Origin of the sequence: Sphingobium sp. IP1, assembly GCF_002708645.1 — a bacterium.
Classification (GTDB): domain Bacteria; phylum Pseudomonadota; class Alphaproteobacteria; order Sphingomonadales; family Sphingomonadaceae; genus Sphingobium; species Sphingobium yanoikuyae.
The window spans coordinates 1-15,579 of record NZ_NOIW01000115.1 but is presented as its reverse complement, the minus strand read 5'-3'; the positions used below and the strand labels follow the sequence as shown (position 1 = coordinate 15,579).

The 15,579-nt window shown below is 64.6% G+C and carries 16 protein-coding genes; 6 read left to right on the top strand and 10 right to left on the bottom strand.

All coding sequences use genetic code 11. The features are described 5' to 3' along the window. A partial coding sequence (locus CG471_RS25160) for a 5'-methylthioadenosine/S-adenosylhomocysteine nucleosidase (RefSeq protein WP_099234145.1) occupies positions 1-673 on the top strand: 673 nt, incomplete at its 5' end. Here the strand turns inward: CG471_RS25160 and hflX are convergent. The 7 genes from hflX to dusB form a co-directional block, all read right to left on the bottom strand. Next, entirely contained in the window at positions 670-2,001 is a 1,332-nt protein-coding gene (hflX, locus tag CG471_RS25155) for a GTPase HflX (RefSeq protein ID WP_099234144.1), read from the bottom strand. The genes CG471_RS25160 and hflX overlap by 4 nt on opposite strands. A 75-nt stretch (positions 2,002-2,076) precedes the next feature. Continuing rightward, positions 2,077-2,559: an RNA chaperone Hfq gene (hfq, locus tag CG471_RS25150; protein ID WP_004212587.1), complete on the bottom strand. Its 483-nt coding sequence runs from the start codon at positions 2,557-2,559 to the stop codon at positions 2,077-2,079. A gap of 156 nt (positions 2,560-2,715) precedes the next feature. After that, on the bottom strand, positions 2,716-4,089 hold the full coding sequence (locus tag CG471_RS25145) for a sigma-54 dependent transcriptional regulator (protein ID WP_004212586.1): 1,374 nt from the start codon (positions 4,087-4,089) through the stop codon (positions 2,716-2,718). Beyond that, positions 4,079-6,334, bottom strand: coding sequence for an ATP-binding protein (locus CG471_RS25140; protein ID WP_099234143.1), 2,256 nt, complete (start codon positions 6,332-6,334; stop codon positions 4,079-4,081). Before CG471_RS25140 ends, CG471_RS25145 begins: the two co-directional genes overlap by 11 nt. 98 nt (positions 6,335-6,432) lie before the next feature. After that, positions 6,433-7,875, bottom strand: a complete 1,443-nt coding sequence (gene ntrC, locus CG471_RS25135) for a nitrogen regulation protein NR(I) (RefSeq protein ID WP_099234142.1) — start codon at positions 7,873-7,875, stop codon at positions 6,433-6,435. Continuing rightward, positions 7,875-8,984 carry a nitrogen regulation protein NR(II) gene (locus tag CG471_RS25130; protein WP_099234141.1) on the bottom strand — a complete coding sequence of 370 codons (1,110 nt, stop codon included), beginning with the start codon at positions 8,982-8,984 and terminating at the stop codon, positions 7,875-7,877. Before CG471_RS25130 ends, ntrC begins: the two co-directional genes overlap by 1 nt. Further along, positions 8,981-10,003, bottom strand: a complete 1,023-nt coding sequence (dusB, locus tag CG471_RS25125; RefSeq protein ID WP_072892961.1) for a tRNA dihydrouridine synthase DusB — start codon at positions 10,001-10,003, stop codon at positions 8,981-8,983. Before dusB ends, CG471_RS25130 begins: the two co-directional genes overlap by 4 nt. A 116-nt stretch (positions 10,004-10,119) precedes the next feature. On the opposite strand from dusB, the gene CG471_RS25120 reads away from it, so the two are divergent. Together CG471_RS25120 and CG471_RS25115 are read left to right on the top strand one after the other, a co-directional pair. Further along, positions 10,120-11,301, top strand: a complete 1,182-nt coding sequence (locus tag CG471_RS25120) for a bifunctional 2-C-methyl-D-erythritol 4-phosphate cytidylyltransferase/2-C-methyl-D-erythritol 2,4-cyclodiphosphate synthase (protein WP_099234140.1) — start codon at positions 10,120-10,122, stop codon at positions 11,299-11,301. Positions 11,302-11,308: 7 nt separating this feature from the next. Continuing rightward, positions 11,309-11,827 carry a CinA family protein gene (locus CG471_RS25115; RefSeq protein ID WP_099234139.1) on the top strand — a complete coding sequence of 173 codons (519 nt, stop codon included), beginning with the start codon at positions 11,309-11,311 and terminating at the stop codon, positions 11,825-11,827. Here the strand turns inward: CG471_RS25115 and CG471_RS25110 are convergent. Continuing rightward, positions 11,773-12,249: a type II toxin-antitoxin system RatA family toxin gene (locus CG471_RS25110; protein WP_099234138.1), complete on the bottom strand. Its 477-nt coding sequence runs from the start codon at positions 12,247-12,249 to the stop codon at positions 11,773-11,775. The genes CG471_RS25115 and CG471_RS25110 overlap by 55 nt on opposite strands. 7 nt (positions 12,250-12,256) lie before the next feature. Then, the gene (lipA, locus tag CG471_RS25105) at positions 12,257-13,237 is read right to left on the bottom strand and encodes a lipoyl synthase (RefSeq protein ID WP_010339374.1); all 981 of its coding nucleotides are present in this window, start codon (positions 13,235-13,237) and stop codon (positions 12,257-12,259) included. A gap of 38 nt (positions 13,238-13,275) precedes the next feature. Here lipA and CG471_RS25100 point away from each other — a divergent pair, with 38 nt between their 5' ends. The 3 genes from CG471_RS25100 to CG471_RS25090 are packed head-to-tail and all read left to right on the top strand — an operon-like array spanning position 13,276 to position 15,018. Next, positions 13,276-13,914: a carbonic anhydrase gene (locus CG471_RS25100; protein ID WP_099234137.1), complete on the top strand. Its 639-nt coding sequence runs from the start codon at positions 13,276-13,278 to the stop codon at positions 13,912-13,914. A 13-nt stretch (positions 13,915-13,927) separates the two neighbouring features. Beyond that, positions 13,928-14,737 (top strand): NYN domain-containing protein, encoded by an 810-nt coding sequence (locus CG471_RS25095; RefSeq protein ID WP_099234136.1) that lies wholly within the window; start codon positions 13,928-13,930, stop codon positions 14,735-14,737. Beyond that, positions 14,737-15,018 (top strand): acylphosphatase, encoded by a 282-nt coding sequence (locus CG471_RS25090; protein ID WP_099234135.1) that lies wholly within the window; start codon positions 14,737-14,739, stop codon positions 15,016-15,018. The genes CG471_RS25095 and CG471_RS25090 overlap by 1 nt, the downstream gene beginning before the upstream one ends. 401 nt (positions 15,019-15,419) lie before the next feature. On the opposite strand, the gene CG471_RS25085 is transcribed toward CG471_RS25090, so the two are convergent. After that, positions 15,420-15,579: transposase (locus tag CG471_RS25085; RefSeq protein ID WP_143560160.1), on the bottom strand; the 160-nt coding region annotated here is incomplete at its 5' end.

Sequence of the window (15,579 nt, the reverse complement as noted above, 5' to 3'; positions counted from 1 at the left end):
CGCTCCCCCCGCCCTTGCCCAGAAGCTGGACGAGCAACCCCGCACGGCAATCATGACCGCCTTCCCGCCCGAGCATGCCGCACTCGTCGGCAGGATCGAGCAACCGCGCACGGTGCGCGTCAATGGCGTGCCGGTGACGCTCGGCCAGATGGCCGGCAAGCCGGTGCTGCTGGTCGAAAGCGGCGTCAGCATGGTCAATGCCGCCATGACCACCCAGTGGCTGGTCGATCGCTTTGCGGTGAAGCGTATCCTCTTTTCCGGCATTGCCGGCGGCATCGATCCCTCGCTGCATATCGGCGATGTCGTGGTCGCGGCCGACTGGGGCCAGTTCATGGAAAGCACGATCGCGCGCGAGGCGCCGGGCGGCAAATGCCTGCCGCACCAGCCCAGCCTGCATGTCGGCGGGCGCGGCATCAGCGGCCCCGCCTTCATGGACAATGCCGCCTATCGCCAATATCTGTTCGCGACGTTCCAGGCGCAGGTGCTGGACATGGAAAGCGCGGCAGTGGCGCAGGTCGCCTATGCCAACCGCGTACCCTTCCTGGCCTTTCGCAGCCTGTCGGACTTGGCCGGTGGCGACGCCGAACAGAACCAGATGAGCGTCTTCATGGCGCTCGCCTCGGCCAACTCCGCGCGCGTTGTGCAGGATTTCGTGGCGCGACTGCCCGATTAACGGTCGCGCTTGAGGAAGCGGGCAAGGCCGGAGTCGGATAGCCGGACATCCACCTGCATCTCCGCCTCGCTCGGCCGCGTCGCCAGCACCTCGCCATGCTCGTGCAGCCAGGCGAGGGCAGCCCCATCGGCGATCGGCAGGCGCAGGCTGTGAACCCGTGCGCCACGGGTCAGCCGGCTGCTGATCGCCCGCTGTAGTCCTTCGACACCCTCGCCGGTCAAGGCCGAGATGATGACCACGTCGTCATGGCGCGCCGCAATCTCTCGCGCCTGCGCGGCGCTCTCCGCGTCCAGCAGGTCCAGCTTGTTCCACGCCTCGATGATCGGCGGCGGATCGGCCTCGCCATCGCCGCGTTCCAGCGCGCCTTCACCGGCCACCCCCAGTTCGCTCAGCACGTCCAGCACGTCGTCGCGCTGTGCTTCGGTATCGGGATGGGCGATGTCGCGGACATGGACGATGATATCGGCCGACAGCACCTCCTCCAGCGTCGCGCGGAAGGCCGCGATCAACTGGGTCGGCAGGTCGGAGACGAAGCCCACCGTGTCGGACAGGATCGCCTTGTCCAGCCCCGGCAGCACGATCTGCCGCATCGTCGGGTCGAGCGTGGCGAACAGCAGATCCTCGGCCATCACCTCGGCGCCGGTCAGGCGGTTGAACAGGGTCGACTTGCCGGCATTGGTATATCCCACCAGCGCGATCACCGGCCAGGGCGCGCGCTGGCGCCGGGCGCGATGCAGGCCGCGCGTCTTGGTCACCTGATCCAGTTCGCGTCGGATCTTGGCCATGCGATCGCGGATCATGCGCCGATCCGCCTCGATCTGGGTTTCGCCCGGACCACCCAGGAAGCCGAAGCCGCCGCGCTGGCGCTCCAGATGGGTCCAGCTCCGCACCAGACGCCCGGCCTGATAGTCGAGATGGGCGAGTTCGACCTGCAACCGCCCCTCGTTGGTGGCGGCGCGCTCGCCGAAAATTTCCAGGATCAGCCCGGTCCGGTCGATGACCTTGGCGCCGGTTCCCTTCTCCAGATTGCTCTGCTGCACCGGGGTCAGCGCATTGTCGACGATGACCAGTTCGGCCTCTTCCTGGTTCACCAGCGTGGCGATCTGGTCGACCTGACCGCTGCCGAACAGGGTGGCGGGCTTGCGATCACGGACGCGGAAGCTCTGGGCGGCGCGCACATCGATGCCGATCGCCAGCGCCAGGCCACGGGCTTCCTCCAGCCGGGCGTCGCTGTCGCGGCGATCGCCGCCATGGGTTTCGGCATGCACGACGACGGCACGCGCACCGCGCGCCACTTCGTCCTCGGAGTCGCGATTGAATATGGCCATGTCAGCTTAGAGCATCTGGCCGCGCTCCGGTCTACCCGCGCGGATCGGCGGGAAGACCGGATGCGGCGTGGACGATCAGTCGTCCTGCTCGTTCTCGCCCGACAGGTCGAGCGAATGGAGCGGTTGCACGGTCGAAATGGCGTGCTTGTAGACCAGCTGCACCATGCCGTCGCGTTCGAGCAGCATGCAGAACAGGTCGAAGGCGGCGATCTCGCCCTGGAGCATCACGCCGTTGACCAGGAACATGGTCACCGGGCTGCCAGACTTGCGCACGGCGCTCAGGAAGATTTCCTGCAGCAGGCGGGGCTTGCCATTGCCGTCACTGGCCTTGCGCAGATCGGTCAGGTCCATCGTCTGGGCCGGCATGACCGTCGAAATGGCATGCTTGTAGACCAGCTGCGACTGGCCATCGCGGCGCAGCAGCACGGAAAAATTGTCGAACCAGGTGATGATGCCCTGCAGCTTCACGCCCTTGACCAGGAACATGGTCACCGGGGTCTTCGACTTGCGCAGGCTGTTGAGGAAAATATCCTGAAGGTTGTTCACTTTGTCGGCCATGGTTTTTGCCAGTCCTTTATTGGCGGGACGTTACCCGCTCTCGCACCTCTGGGCGGAGGTGTCTTGCCTGCCCCCGCTTGTCGAGGGCGGGGCAATCCTACCGCAATTGCGAAGGGGCGTCCATGCCTGACATCGCCATCGGGAATTTCCCTAGCGTCAGCCGTCCTTTCCGTCGGTAATGCCCAGCAATTTCAGTTTGCGATGCAGCGCAGACCGCTCCATGCCGATGAAGGTCGCAGTGCGCGAGATATTGCCCGAAAAACGCCGGATCTGGATGCGCAGATATTCCCGCTCGAAACTTTCGCGCGCCTCGCGCAGCGGCGCGCCCATGATGGCGGACTGGCCGATGCCATCGCCGCCGCCACCGCTCGTCAGTTCGGCCGGCAGCATGTCCAGTTCGATCCGTCCGATCCGGTCGCCCGGCGCCAGGATCATCGTCCGTTCGATCACGTTGCGCAACTGACGGACATTGCCCGGCCATTCATTGGCCTGCAGCGCCGCCATGGCATCGCTGGCGATCTCGGGCGGATTGACCCGACGATCGGCCGCGAAGCGCGCCAGATAATGTTCGACCAGCGGCGGAATATCATCGCGCCGCTCGGACAGCGACGGAATCTGCAACGGCACCACATTGAGCCGATAGAAGAGATCCTCGCGGAAGCGCCGCTCCTCGATCTCCGCCGTCAGGTTGCGCGCGGTCGAGGAAATGACGCGCACGTCCACCTTCACCTGCCGCTGCCCGCCGACGCGGGTGAAGCTCTGGTCGGTCAGCACCCGCAATATCTTGCCCTGGGTGGTGACGGGCATGTCGGCGATCTCGTCCAGATACAGCGTGCCGCCATGCGCCTGTTCCAGATAGCCCGGACGCACCAGCCCGCTGGGATCCTCGACGCCGAACAGTTCTTCCTCGACCCGGTCCGGGTCCATCCGCGCCGCGGCGACGATGATGAAGGGCGCATCGGCGCGACCGCTCCAGCTGTGCAGCATGCGCGCGGCGACTTCCTTGCCGACGCCGGCAGGCCCGGAAATCAGCACCCGGCTGCCGGTGCCCGCAACCTTCTTGATCGTCGCCCGCACACCGTTGATCGATGCCGACGTGCCGGTCAGCTCATCATCCTGGCCAAAGCGCGCGCGCAGCGTCTGGTTCTCGCGCCGCAGCCGCTCGGTTTCGGTGGCGCGCGCCACCAGATGCAGCAGCCGATCCGCCTCGAACGGCTTCTCGATGAAATCGGCCGCGCCCTTGCGGATCGCCGCTACCGCCGTGTCGATATTGCCATGGCCGGAAATCATCAGCACCGGGACGGTCGCGTCGCGCCGCTTGATCTCGTCCAGCAGTTCCAGCCCGTCGAGCTTCGAGCCCTGCAGCCAGACGTCGAGCAGCACCAGCGAGGGGCGCCGGCTGTCCAGCGCCTCGATCGCGCTGTCGCTGTTGGCGGCAGTGCGGGTGGTAAAACCCTCATCTTCCAGCACACCCGCAACCAGATCGCGAATGTCCTCTTCGTCGTCGACTATCAGAATATCAAGCGCCATTGGCCGTCACTTTTCCTTTGGGCAAGGCAACCACCTGCCCCTCTTCCAGTTTCTCCAGGGCCGCGACAGGGAAGCGCAGCGTCACCCGCGCACCCCCACCTTCCGCGTCATCGAAGCGGATTTCGCCCATATGTTCTTCGACAATCTTCTTGACGATCGCCAAGCCCAAACCCGTCCCCTTCGACCGGGTGGTCATATAGGGCTCCAGGATGCGCTCGCGCTCGGGCGGCAGGCCGATGCCATCGTCGCGCACCTCGATCACCAGCGCGCCGTCAGCCTCGTGCAGGCGCATGCGCACATGGCCGCGCACCCCGCCATCCTCGGACACCGGCTTCGGCTCGATCGCCTCGACCGCATTCTTGACGATATTGGTCAGCGCCTGGCCAAGCTGGCGGCGATCGCACACCATTTCCATCTCCCCGGCATCCGCCTCGAAGGCGAAGCGAATATCGGGGTGGGCCACTTCGTGCAGGAACAGCGCGTGGCGGGCGATGTCGCCCAGCGCCTCGCGCCGGAATACCGGCTTGGGCATGCGCGCGAAGGAGGAAAATTCGTCGACGATGCGGCGCAAATCGCCCACCTGCCGCACGATCGTGCCGGTCAACCGGGCGAAGGTCGGCTTGTCGCTCGTCACCTCCTCGCCATAGCGGCGCTGCAGGCGCTCGGCTGCCAGCTGGATCGGCGTCAGCGGGTTCTTGATCTCATGGGCGATACGGCGCGCCACATCCGACCAGGCCGCACGGCGCTGATCCGACAATTGCTGGGTGATGTCGTCGAAGGTCAGAATATGACCGGACACATCCTCGGACACCTTGACCGCCAGCGTGCGCAAATCTCCCTGCGCGCGCACCTGGACGATGCCGGCATCCTCCTGCGAGGCAACCAGTTCGGCCAGTTCGGCCGAGATTTCGGCCAGCGGCCGTCCGACCGGATCGTCGCCTTCACGCACCAGGATCGCAGCGGCCGAGCTGTTCAGCAACTGGATCACGCCGCCGCGGTCCACCGACAGCACGCCGGCACTCACGCCCGACAGGATCGCCTCGATAAAGGCGCGCCTTTCATCAAGCTGGCTGTTGGCCGCGACCAGCGCGCCGGTCTGCGCTTCCAACCGTTGGGTCATGCGGTTGAAGGCGGAGGCGAGCGTGCCGATTTCGTCCCGGCTGGCCGGGCTGGTCACACGCGCGGATAGGTCGCCCGCCGTGATCTTGCGGGCCGCTGTCACCAGTTCATTGACCGGCCGCACCATCCAGTCGGCGACCGCCAGCGCAATATAGACCGCGATGCCGACCAGCAACAGCGATCCCACGAACAACAGCAGGTTGAACCGCAATTGCAGCGCGCGGGATTGGGCCGCGAACAGGTCATAATCGCCCAGCACCTTCTGCGCCCGCTCCACATTGGAGAAGGACGAACTGCCGGCATTGCGCGTGGCATAGAGATAGATTTTGGAATTGGGGTAGAGCAGCGTCACCGCTTCGATCTGGTTGGGCTTGGCCGCCACCACCACATCCTCGCCGGACGCCAGGCGCTTGATCACATCGGCCGACAGCATTTCGGACGCTGGCCGGCTCTCGGGATCGACTGTCGCAGCGGTCCGCGCCACGCCGTCCTTGCCGATCTCGATGATCGCCGACCGGTTCAGCTTTCGCGTCACCACCTGATAGATATAGCCCTCGGCAAAGCGCGGGCTCGAAACGCTGGACTGGCCCAGATAGTCGCGCAGATCGCTCGCCATGGTCAGCGTCTCGTCGCGGACCTCGCGCAAATTCTGCTCATAATAGCCGCGCGCCAGGTCACTGGCGTTCTGCAGCATGCCGCGCGCACTGTCCGAAAACCAGAATTGCACGCCATATTGGAACAGCAGCGACGCAAAGATCACGACCAGCAGCATCGGTACGCTGGCCACGACCGAGAAGATCGCGACCAGGCGGACGTGGAGCTGACCATCGCTACCGATGGCGGATTTCGCGGCCCGACGCTTGGCTACGCGGCGCCCCAGCAGCATCAGCAGCGCGATCGCCGGCACCAGATTGGCGACCAGCAACAGCGCCACGATCGGCGGGGTCAGCAGGGTGTAGGACTGGTCCTGCCCGGACAGCAGGCGATAGGTCAGGCCAGCGGTGCCGAGAAACAGGATGAGCGTGACCGCTTCGATCGCGGCGGCCAGGCGACCGTTGCGCAGGTAAGGCCGGATCAGCCTTGCCCAAGCCTGCCCCCGTCGGGGGATTGTCACCGCACCAGTCATAGTGGCTTCGTTACAACAATGCCGTGCCCGATCAAACACAGTTTTTACATAAAACCATGTCGCTGGTCGATGCGATTGGGCGCTTCGTCTCGCCCTCGCTAATCGCTCAGGCGCAATTGCAGTGGGTCGAGGCCATAGTCGGTCAGCTTCTTGCGCAGCGTGTTGCGATTGATCCCTAGCAGGCCGGCGGCGCGGATCTGGTTGCCGTCGACGCTGGCCAGCGTTTCCTGCAACAGGATCGGCTCGATCACCGCCAGCAGATTATCATGCAACTGGGGATTGGCCTGCCCCAGCCCGACGCCGAGCTGCCGCTTGGTCCATTCCCGCACGGCCTGCGCAAGCTGCCCCGCGGGCGCGGCATGGTCCGCCGGCACGGCATCCAGCGGCAGCGCGTGGCGTAGCATGTCGGCCGCGATCACATTTTCGCGGCTCAGCACAGCTAGGCGCTGCATGATATTCTGAAGTTCGCGCACATTGCCCGGCCAATGATAGGCCATCAGCAACTGCGCGGCATCTTCGGCCAGCGCCTTGCGCGGCAAGCCGTCCTGCGCCGCCCGATCCAGAAAATGGCGGGCCAGCAAGATCACGTCCTCGCGTCGCTCGCGCAAAGGCGGCAGCGACACCGGCACGACATTGAGCCGATAATAGAGGTCCTGACGGAACCGGTTATCCTCGATCAGCCGCGGCAGATCCTTGTTGGTGGCGGCGATGATGCGGACATCGACCCGCACCGGCTTCGATCCGCCGACCGTGGTCACTTCGCCCGACTGGAGCACGCGGAGCAGCCGTGTCTGCGCCTCCATCGGCATGTCGCCGATTTCATCCAGGAACAAAGTCCCGCCTTGCGCCTGCTCGAACTTGCCGGCGGTCCGCGCCTGCGCACCGGTAAAGGCGCCCTTTTCGTAGCCGAACAGTTCCGCTTCGATCAGTTCGCGCGGAATGGCCGCCATGTTGATCGCGACGAAGGGCCGGGTGCGTCGCTGACCCAGACTATGGATCGCCTCTGCCACCAATTCCTTGCCCGTCCCCGACTCGCCCAGCACCAGGATGCTGAGATCATTGGAAAGAACCCTGGCAATGGTGCGATAGACTTCCTGCATCGCAGGCGAGCGACCGACCAGCGGCAGGCCGTCATGCGGCAATCCTTGCTCGCCCGCGTCCGCCCCGCCCGATCGATGCCCCAAGGCGTCCGCAACAGCGCGCGTCAACTCATTGAGATCGAATGGCTTTGGCAGATATTCGAACGCCCCCTTCTCGGTCGCCCGGATCGCAGTGTTCAGGGTGTTCTGTGCAGAAAGAATGATAACATTCAGGTCGGGCTTGCGCTCGATAATCTCCGCCACGCCATCCAGCCCATCGCCATCCGGCAGCATGACATCGGTGATCAGAATGTCCGGCGAAAAACTCTCCATCAGCGCCGTGCGCTCGCGGATCGATCCGGCGATCTTCACCTTGTGCCCCTGGCGCCGCAGAGCCTCCCCCACGACCACGCAGATGGCGGGATCATCATCGACGACCAGGACCGTGCCTGTCGCGGCCATCAGCCCATTCCCATCGGCAGCAGGATGCGGAAGGTGGATTCCCCGGCTTCCTGATCGCGGGAATATTGCACGAAACCGCTCATGTCCCTCACCAACTTGTCTACCAGTGCCAGGCCGAGCCCCTGCCCGTCCCGCTTGCCCGTGATGAACGGGTTGAAGAGGTGGTCCAGAATATGCTCGGGCACGCCCGGTCCATTGTCGATCACCACAATCTCGATCGGCAGCACGGCGCTGCCCTTGCGATCGCCGACCAGCACCGACATGCCATGTCGGAACGCCGTCTCGACGCGAATGCAGGGCTGCTCGACATGCTCCAGTGCCTCTGCCGCATTCTTCAGCAGGTTGATCATCACCTGCACCAGCGCATCGCCGTTGATGATCGCGGATGGCAAAGATGGATCATAACGCTTTATAATTTTTACATTCTTGGCAAATCCGGCCGCCGCAATATGGGATGCGCGATCGATCAGCGGATAGATATTGCCGGGGCCGCATTCCAGCGTGCGGTCGGTCGTGAAATCCTGCATCCGGTCGATCAGGGCGGCGATCCGGTCGACCTCGTTGCAGATGAGTTGGGTCAGCGCCGCATCGCTGCCGCCATTGCTCGTTTCCAACAACTGCGCAGCACCGCGAATGCCCGACAGCGGGTTCTTGATCTCATGCGCCAAAATTGCCGCCGCGCCGACCGCCGATCGCGCGCCGCCCGCCGTGCCGCGATGGCCGATCTTGCGGGCCTGTCCCTGCGCATGGATCGACACGACCCGCCAACCCTCATGATCGACGATGGGGGAAATCATCAGATCGACCTCCATCTCGGCGGTGCGCCCGGCATGGACCTTGATATCATAGGCAGCGATCGGCTTGTTGCTGTGCCAGATATCGAACCGCGCGCCAGCCTCGGCGATCCGCACCGTGCGTGCCACATCGCTACCGATGATCGCCGACCGCGCCATGTTGAGCAGGGTTTCCGCCCGCACATTGGCGTCGGCAATGCCGTTGTCCGGTCGCACCACCAAGGTCGCGACCGGCAGCGCCGTCATCAGTTCCGACAGGGATGGTCCATCCTGCTGCATCTGAAGCGGCGGGAGGGACGGCAATGGCATGGTCATGCAGCCTGAAGTGCGACCGCCGGTTCATCCGCCGCGATCAGCGGCTCGTAGAAGGCGGCCAGCATATCCAGCACCCGCTGCGCGTCGGCCTCCTGATTGACCGTGTTGCGGAACTCCGCCGATCCGGTCAGGCCCTTGGTGTACCAGCCGATATGCTTGCGTGCCATGTTGACGCCGGTCATATTGTCATAATGATCGAGCATCATGCGATAATGCTCTGTAATCAGATTATATTGTTCCGCAAGACTCGGGTCGGCACGACGCTCGCCGGTGGCGAACCAGTGCATCACCTGGCCCAGCAGCCACGGCTTGCCATAGGCGCCACGACCGATCATCACGCCATCGGCGCCGCTCTGATCAAGCGCGGTTTCCGCGTCCTCGATCGAACAGATGTCGCCATTGACGATCACGGGTAGCTTCACCGCATCCTTGACCGAGCGGACGAAGCCCCAGTCGGCACTGCCCTTGTACATCTGGCAGCGGGTGCGACCATGAACCGTGATCAGCTTCGCGCCCAGATCTTCGGCGATATGCGCCAGCTCGGGCGCGTTGAGGCTCGAATGATCCCAGCCCATGCGCATCTTGACCGTCACCGGCACATCGACCGCCTCGACCGTCGCCTTGATCAGCGCCGCCGCCAGCGGCAGGTCGCGCATCAGCGCGCTGCCCGCATCGCCATTGACGACCTTCTTCACCGGGCAGCCCATATTGATGTCGATGATCGCCGCGCCGCGATCAGCGTTCAGCTTGGCGGCTTCGGCCATTTCCGTCGGCGAACAGCCGGCCAACTGCATCGACACCGGTTCTTCCAGCGGATGCCAGGCGGCCTTTTGCAGCGACTGGCGCGTCTCGCGGATCATCGCCGCGCTCGCAATCATCTCGGTGACGTTGAGGCCCGACCCGAAACGGCGAACCAGGGTGCGGAAGGGCATGTCGGTAACACCGGTCATCGGCGCCAATATGACCGGCATGTCGACCGTCACCGGTCCAACGGAAATGGGGGAAAGCCTGCGCGTCATCTTCTATCACTGCCTAAAAAACAGGCAGCCCTTAGCCGAAAATGGCCGCGACGACAAGGCAGGCCCCGGACCACTTGTCGCGCTTTAGAGGTTGGCGATCATGGGGCAGAGCGTCTATGCGCCGCAGCATGACATCGAACAGCAGGATCGTCGCGCTGATCGTCGCCGCCGGGCAGGGAAGCCGGGCCGGTGGCGACATTCCCAAACAATATCGGCGGATCGGCGGCAAGGCCGTGCTGACCCATGCCCATGACGCGCTGACGGCGCATGGCGGCGTGTCGGCCATCCACATTGTGCTGAGCGGAGGCGAGGAAGACCGTGCTCAGGCTGCGCTCGGCGATCGCATCGCCCATTTCGTCACCGGCGCGGACAGCCGGCGCGGTTCGGGCCGGGCCGGGCTAGCGTCGATCGCGTCGGCCGGCGGCGCTGACATCGTGCTGATCCACGACGCTGCCCGCCCCTTCCTTCCGCCATCGGTCATCGACCGGCTGCTGGCCGCGCTGGAAGATGCCGAAGGCGCCATCCCCACCCTGCCCGTCGCCGATACGCTGGTGCGCAGCGATGGCGCCCTGATGGGCGACGGCGTCGATCGCGCCAGTCTTCATCGCGTCCAGACGCCGCAGGCCTTCCGTTTCGAGACGATCCTGGCCGCGCACGGCGATTGGGACGAGACGCGAGAAGCCACCGACGATGCCCAGATCCTGCGCGCCTGGGGCCATGACGTCATCTTGGTGCAGGGCGATGAAAGGCTGGAGAAATTGACCTATCCTGAGGATTTCGCTCGCGCCGAAGCGCGCATCATGGACGCTCGCACCACCCGCGTCGGCATGGGCTATGACGTCCATCGCCTCGCGCCCAACGAAGAATTGTGGCTGGGCGGCGTGCTGGTCCCGCATGACCGGGGCCTCGCCGGCCATAGCGATGCCGATGTGGCGCTCCATGCGATCGTCGATGCGATCCTCGGCGCGCTCGCCGATGGTGATATCGGCAGCCATTTCCCGCCGTCCGATCCACAATGGCGCGGCGCCTCGTCCGACCGTTTTCTCGCCCATGCCCGCGATCTGGTCCTGAAACGGGACGGCCGGATCGACCATGTCGACCTCACCATCATCTGCGAGGCGCCCAAGATCGGGCCGCATCGCGACGCCATGCGCGCCCGGATCGCCGAGATATTGGCGGTTCCGCTCGACCGGATCAGCGTGAAAGCCACCACCACCGAGCGACTGGGCTTTGCCGGCCGGCGCGAGGGCATCGCCGCGCAGGCGGTTGCCACCCTCTCCCTCCCCACGCTATTCTGAGCCGACCATGCCCGATACCATCCTGCCCGCCCAACTCGTCGACCTTGCCGAAAAGGTCATCATCGCCAACCGCCGCGCCGGTCGCACCGTTGCGGTCGCGGAAAGCTGCACCGGCGGCCTGGTCTCCGCAGCGCTTACCGAAATCGCCGGCTCCTCCGACGTCTTCGAGGCCGGTTTCATTACTTATTCCAATGATATGAAGGCGGAACTTCTGAAAGTTTCGCACGATGTGCTGGACACGTTCGGCGCAGTCTCCATCGCCACCGCCTGGGCGATGGCACAGGGCGCCCTCAAGAAGAGCCATGCCCATGTCGCGGTTGCCATCACCGGCATAGCCGGGCCGGGCGGCGGCAGCGAGCAGAAGCCAGTCGGCACCGTGGTCTTCGCGCGCGCAGAACGGGGCGGCAGCCCCGACAAGGTCGTGGCCGACATGCATCATTTCGAGGATAATGGCCGGGGCGGCGTCCGCCTTCAGGCGGCGTTGTGTGCGCTCGAACTGCTGCTGCCCGATTCGCCGGCGCCATAAAGCGCTACCGCGCGCGTCTCGAACGCGCCGATCATCTTGCGCAGCGCCTTGTCGAAAAACTGGCCAGCCAGCATCTCGAAAATGCGGTTCTTGAATTCGAACTCGACCTCGAAATCCACCAGCACGCCGCCCTGCCCGTCGTCGCGGAAGCGCCATTCATTGTGGAGATGCTTGAGCGGGCCGTTGAGATAATCGACCCGGACATGGTCCGGGCGATGCTTGTGGACACGCGAGGTAAAGCTTTCGCTGATCCCCTTGAAGCCGACGATCATGTCCGCAACCATCTCGCTCTCGCTGTCCGATCGGATACGGATCGCGCTGACCCAGGGCAGGAATTGCGGATAGGCCGAGACGTTCGACACGAGGTCGAACATCTGTTCCGGACTATAGGGCAGCTGGCGAGTCTCGTTATGCTTGGGCATTCGCCAATCAGGCCTTCGCGACGGCCGCCTTGGCCAGCTTCGCCTCGCGCGCGGCGCGCATCTCGGCGAAGTCCTTGCCGGCATGATAGCTCGACCGGGTCAGCGGGCTCGATGCGACCTGCAGGAAGCCCTTGGCCCGTGCGATCGCTGCATAGGCGTTGAACGCGGCCGGGGTGACGAATTCCATCACCTTGGCATGCTTGGGCGTGGGCTGCAGATATTGGCCCATGGTCAGGAAATCGATGTCGGCCGAGCGCATGTCGTCCATCACCTGGTGGACCTCCAGACGTTCCTCGCCCAGGCCCAGCATGATACCCGACTTGGTGAAGATCGACGGATCGAGCTTCTTGACGCTCTCCAGCAGGCGCAGCGACGCATAATAGCGCGCGCCCGGGCGAATGGTCGGATAGAGCCGGGGCACCGTCTCCAGATTATGGTTATAGACGTCCGGACGCGCCTCGACGATCATCGCGACCGCGCGCTCATGCTTGTTGCGGAAGTCCGGGGTCAGGATTTCGATCGTGGTGCCCGGCGTCGTGCGGCGCAGCGCTTCGATCACCTTGACGAACTGGCTGGCGCCACCATCGGGCAGGTCGTCGCGATCCACCGAGGTGATGACGATATGTTCAAGGCCCATCTCGGCGGCGGCATCGGCCAGGTTCTGCGGCTCGTTGACATCCACCTTGCGCGGCATGCCAGTCTTGACGTTGCAGAAGGCGCAGGCGCGGGTGCAAACATCGCCCAGGATCATCACCGTGGCGTGCTTCTTGGTCCAGCATTCGCCGATATTCGGGCAGGCCGCTTCCTCGCAGACCGTGTTCAAACCCTTTTCCCGCATCAGCTTGCGCGTCTCATGATAAGCGGGGCTGGTCGGCGCCTTGACGCGGATCCAGTCGGGCTTGCGGGCACGCTCGGTCGTGGCGGGCTGACCGGGGACGGGGATCGGGGCAATGTCGTTCATCGGCCCCAGATAGCGATGCAGGACCATACTTGCCAGCCCTCTCTTTGTGCGGCACATCAATCATCATGACCGACTTTGCAGACATGCTCGAAGGCTATCGCCGCTTCCGTGACACCGGCTGGTCCCAGCAGCGCGAGCGATGGGACGAACTCAACGAAGGGCAGAGCCCCCGGGTGATGGTGATCGCCTGTTCCGACAGTCGAGTCGACCCGGCCCAGATCTTCGACACCAGCCCCGGCGAAATCTTCGTCGTGCGCAATGTCGCCGCGCTGGTGCCGCCGTTCGAGACCAATCCGGGCTGGCACGGCGTGTCGGCCGCGCTGGAATTCGCCGTTCAGGTGCTCAAGGTCGGCGAGATCGTCGTCATGGGCCATGGCAAGTGCGGCGGCTGCAAGGCAGCGCTCAGCCATGACCTCAAGGACGCGCCTCCGGGCGAAGGCGGTTTCATCCATAATTGGATCGAGTTGCTCGACGATGCCCGCGAGGTGGTGGTCAGTCGCTATGGCGACCAGCGCGACCGGGAGGTCGAGCGCGCCATGGAGCAGGAAGGGGTGAAGGTCAGCCTCACCAACCTGCGCAGTTTCCCCTGCGTGCGGGCCAAGGAAAAGAGCGGCGAACTGAAGCTGGTCGGCAGCTTCTTCGCCATTGCCGATGGCCAGCTCCACATATTGGACGAACAGACCGGCGTCTTCGCCGCAGCCTGACGGGAGGCACATCATGCCCATGCGGCAGGAAGGGCGCGGCAATATCGCCCTGCTGATCGACGCTGACAATGCGTCGGCGGCCCATTTCGATGCGGTGATGACCGTGCTGGCGGAGCTTGGCACGGTCAATATCCGCCGCGCCTATGGCAATTGGAACAAGGCGACGCTCAAGACTTGGGCGGCACTGTCCGTCGCGCAGGCGATCGAACCGCAGCAGCAGTTCGATCTGACCAAGGGCAAGAATGCCACCGACATGAAGATGACGATCGACGCGATGGACCTGCTGTCGAGCGGACGCGTCGACGGCTTCGGCCTGATGTCGAGCGACAGCGACTTCACTCCGCTGGTGACCCGCCTGCGCCAGGACGGCATCCCGGTCTATGGCTTTGGCAACGCCAATGCGCCCGAGGGCTTCCGCCGCGCCTGCACCCGCTTCATCGATGTCGCGGCGCTGCGCCCGGTCGAGGTACCGGTCGCCAAACCGGCGGCAGCACCCAAGAAGAAAACGCCGGCCAAGAGCAGCGCGGCCGCCAAACCTGCCCCCGCAGCGCCCCCGCCGACGGCGACGCCTGCGCCGGCAGGCACAGGCGCGGCGGTGGACCCGGAAGTCGTCCGCCTGCTGATCGACGCCTATGACGAGGCGAAGCGGGACGAGCGCGGTTTCGTCGCGCTGGGGCCGGTCGGCCAGCGGGTCGGCAACCGCTCCAGCTTCGATGTGCGCAATTATGGCTTCAAGCGCCTGTCCGACCTGGTCGCCGCCATCCCCAATTTCACCACCGAAGTGCGCGAGGGCGGCCAGACCTGGATCAAGCGGATCCGCTGATGCCGGTCGTCGCCCGCCACCTGATGATCCTCGGCCGGGTGCAGGGCGTCTTCTACCGCAACTGGACGGTCGAGACCGCACGCAGCCTGGGGCTGACGGGGTGGGTGCGCAATCGCATGGACGGCAGCGTCGAGGCGTTGGTGCAGGGCGAGGCTGACGTGGTCGATCAATTCATCACGCTGGCACAGGATGGCCCGCCCGCGGCAAAGGTCGCGCGGATCGAGGCGACGAATGCGCCGGTCGAGGCGCTGAACGACTTCGAGAAAAAGCCGACAGCCTGAGGCGGTCATGAGGCGCAAGAGGGTCTCGACAGATCAAAGAGCCGATCGAATCTAGGCTGGATGACAGCCTGTAGGACGGCGGAAATGCCCGGCCGCCAGCGCAGTAATCGACGCGACAGTTTATTTTCGCCCGAAGTTCACAGTGTCGTCGGGCCATTTCGGGCCTTTTGCTCCTGCCACGCGCCCGTGACGCGACAGCGACGCGACTCCAGAGCGATAGCCGATATCGGGGGGGGGGCTTTCTATGGCCCGAGTAGATCAGCATTGCGCAGAATAGGACAGCGCCGCCGCGCACGGCGGACGGACTTGCGATGGCAGCTAAGGGCGGTGGTGTCCATGGGTGGCGGCAGCACCGTTTTGAACAGCCATTCGGCAAAGCCCTCGCCTAGCGCGTAGACTCATTACGCACTGCACCAGATGCGCACGCAGATGAGCTTGATGGCTGCGAGGAAGTTGGCAGGGTCTTTGTCATAGCGGGTGGCGATGCCACGGAACTGCTTGATGCGGTTGAAGAATCGTTCGACGAGGTTTCGCTGTTTGTAGAGCCACGGCGAGAAGGCG

What these genes read in the sequence shown, in the direction of transcription:
- hflX (WP_099234144.1), bottom strand. Translation starts at nt 2,001, where the DNA reads ATGGCCATATTCAATCGCGACTCCGAGGACGAAGTGGCGCGCGGTGCG.
- hfq (WP_004212587.1), bottom strand. Translation starts at nt 2,559, where the DNA reads ATGGCCGACAAAGTGAACAACCTTCAGGATATTTTCCTCAACAGCCTG.
- CG471_RS25145 (WP_004212586.1), bottom strand. Translation starts at nt 4,089, where the DNA reads ATGGCGCTTGATATTCTGATAGTCGACGACGAAGAGGACATTCGCGAT.
- CG471_RS25140 (WP_099234143.1), bottom strand. Translation starts at nt 6,334, where the DNA reads ATGACTGGTGCGGTGACAATCCCCCGACGGGGGCAGGCTTGGGCAAGG.
- ntrC (WP_099234142.1), bottom strand. Translation starts at nt 7,875, where the DNA reads ATGGCCGCGACAGGCACGGTCCTGGTCGTCGATGATGATCCCGCCATC.
- CG471_RS25130 (WP_099234141.1), bottom strand. Translation starts at nt 8,984, where the DNA reads ATGACCATGCCATTGCCGTCCCTCCCGCCGCTTCAGATGCAGCAGGAT.
- dusB (WP_072892961.1), bottom strand. Translation starts at nt 10,003, where the DNA reads ATGACGCGCAGGCTTTCCCCCATTTCCGTTGGACCGGTGACGGTCGAC.
- CG471_RS25120 (WP_099234140.1), top strand. Translation starts at nt 10,120, where the DNA reads ATGCGCCGCAGCATGACATCGAACAGCAGGATCGTCGCGCTGATCGTC.
- CG471_RS25115 (WP_099234139.1), top strand. Translation starts at nt 11,309, where the DNA reads ATGCCCGATACCATCCTGCCCGCCCAACTCGTCGACCTTGCCGAAAAG.
- CG471_RS25110 (WP_099234138.1), bottom strand. Translation starts at nt 12,249, where the DNA reads ATGCCCAAGCATAACGAGACTCGCCAGCTGCCCTATAGTCCGGAACAG.
- lipA (WP_010339374.1), bottom strand. Translation starts at nt 13,237, where the DNA reads ATGGTCCTGCATCGCTATCTGGGGCCGATGAACGACATTGCCCCGATC.
- CG471_RS25100 (WP_099234137.1), top strand. Translation starts at nt 13,276, where the DNA reads ATGACCGACTTTGCAGACATGCTCGAAGGCTATCGCCGCTTCCGTGAC.
- CG471_RS25095 (WP_099234136.1), top strand. Translation starts at nt 13,928, where the DNA reads ATGCCCATGCGGCAGGAAGGGCGCGGCAATATCGCCCTGCTGATCGAC.
- CG471_RS25090 (WP_099234135.1), top strand. Translation starts at nt 14,737, where the DNA reads ATGCCGGTCGTCGCCCGCCACCTGATGATCCTCGGCCGGGTGCAGGGC.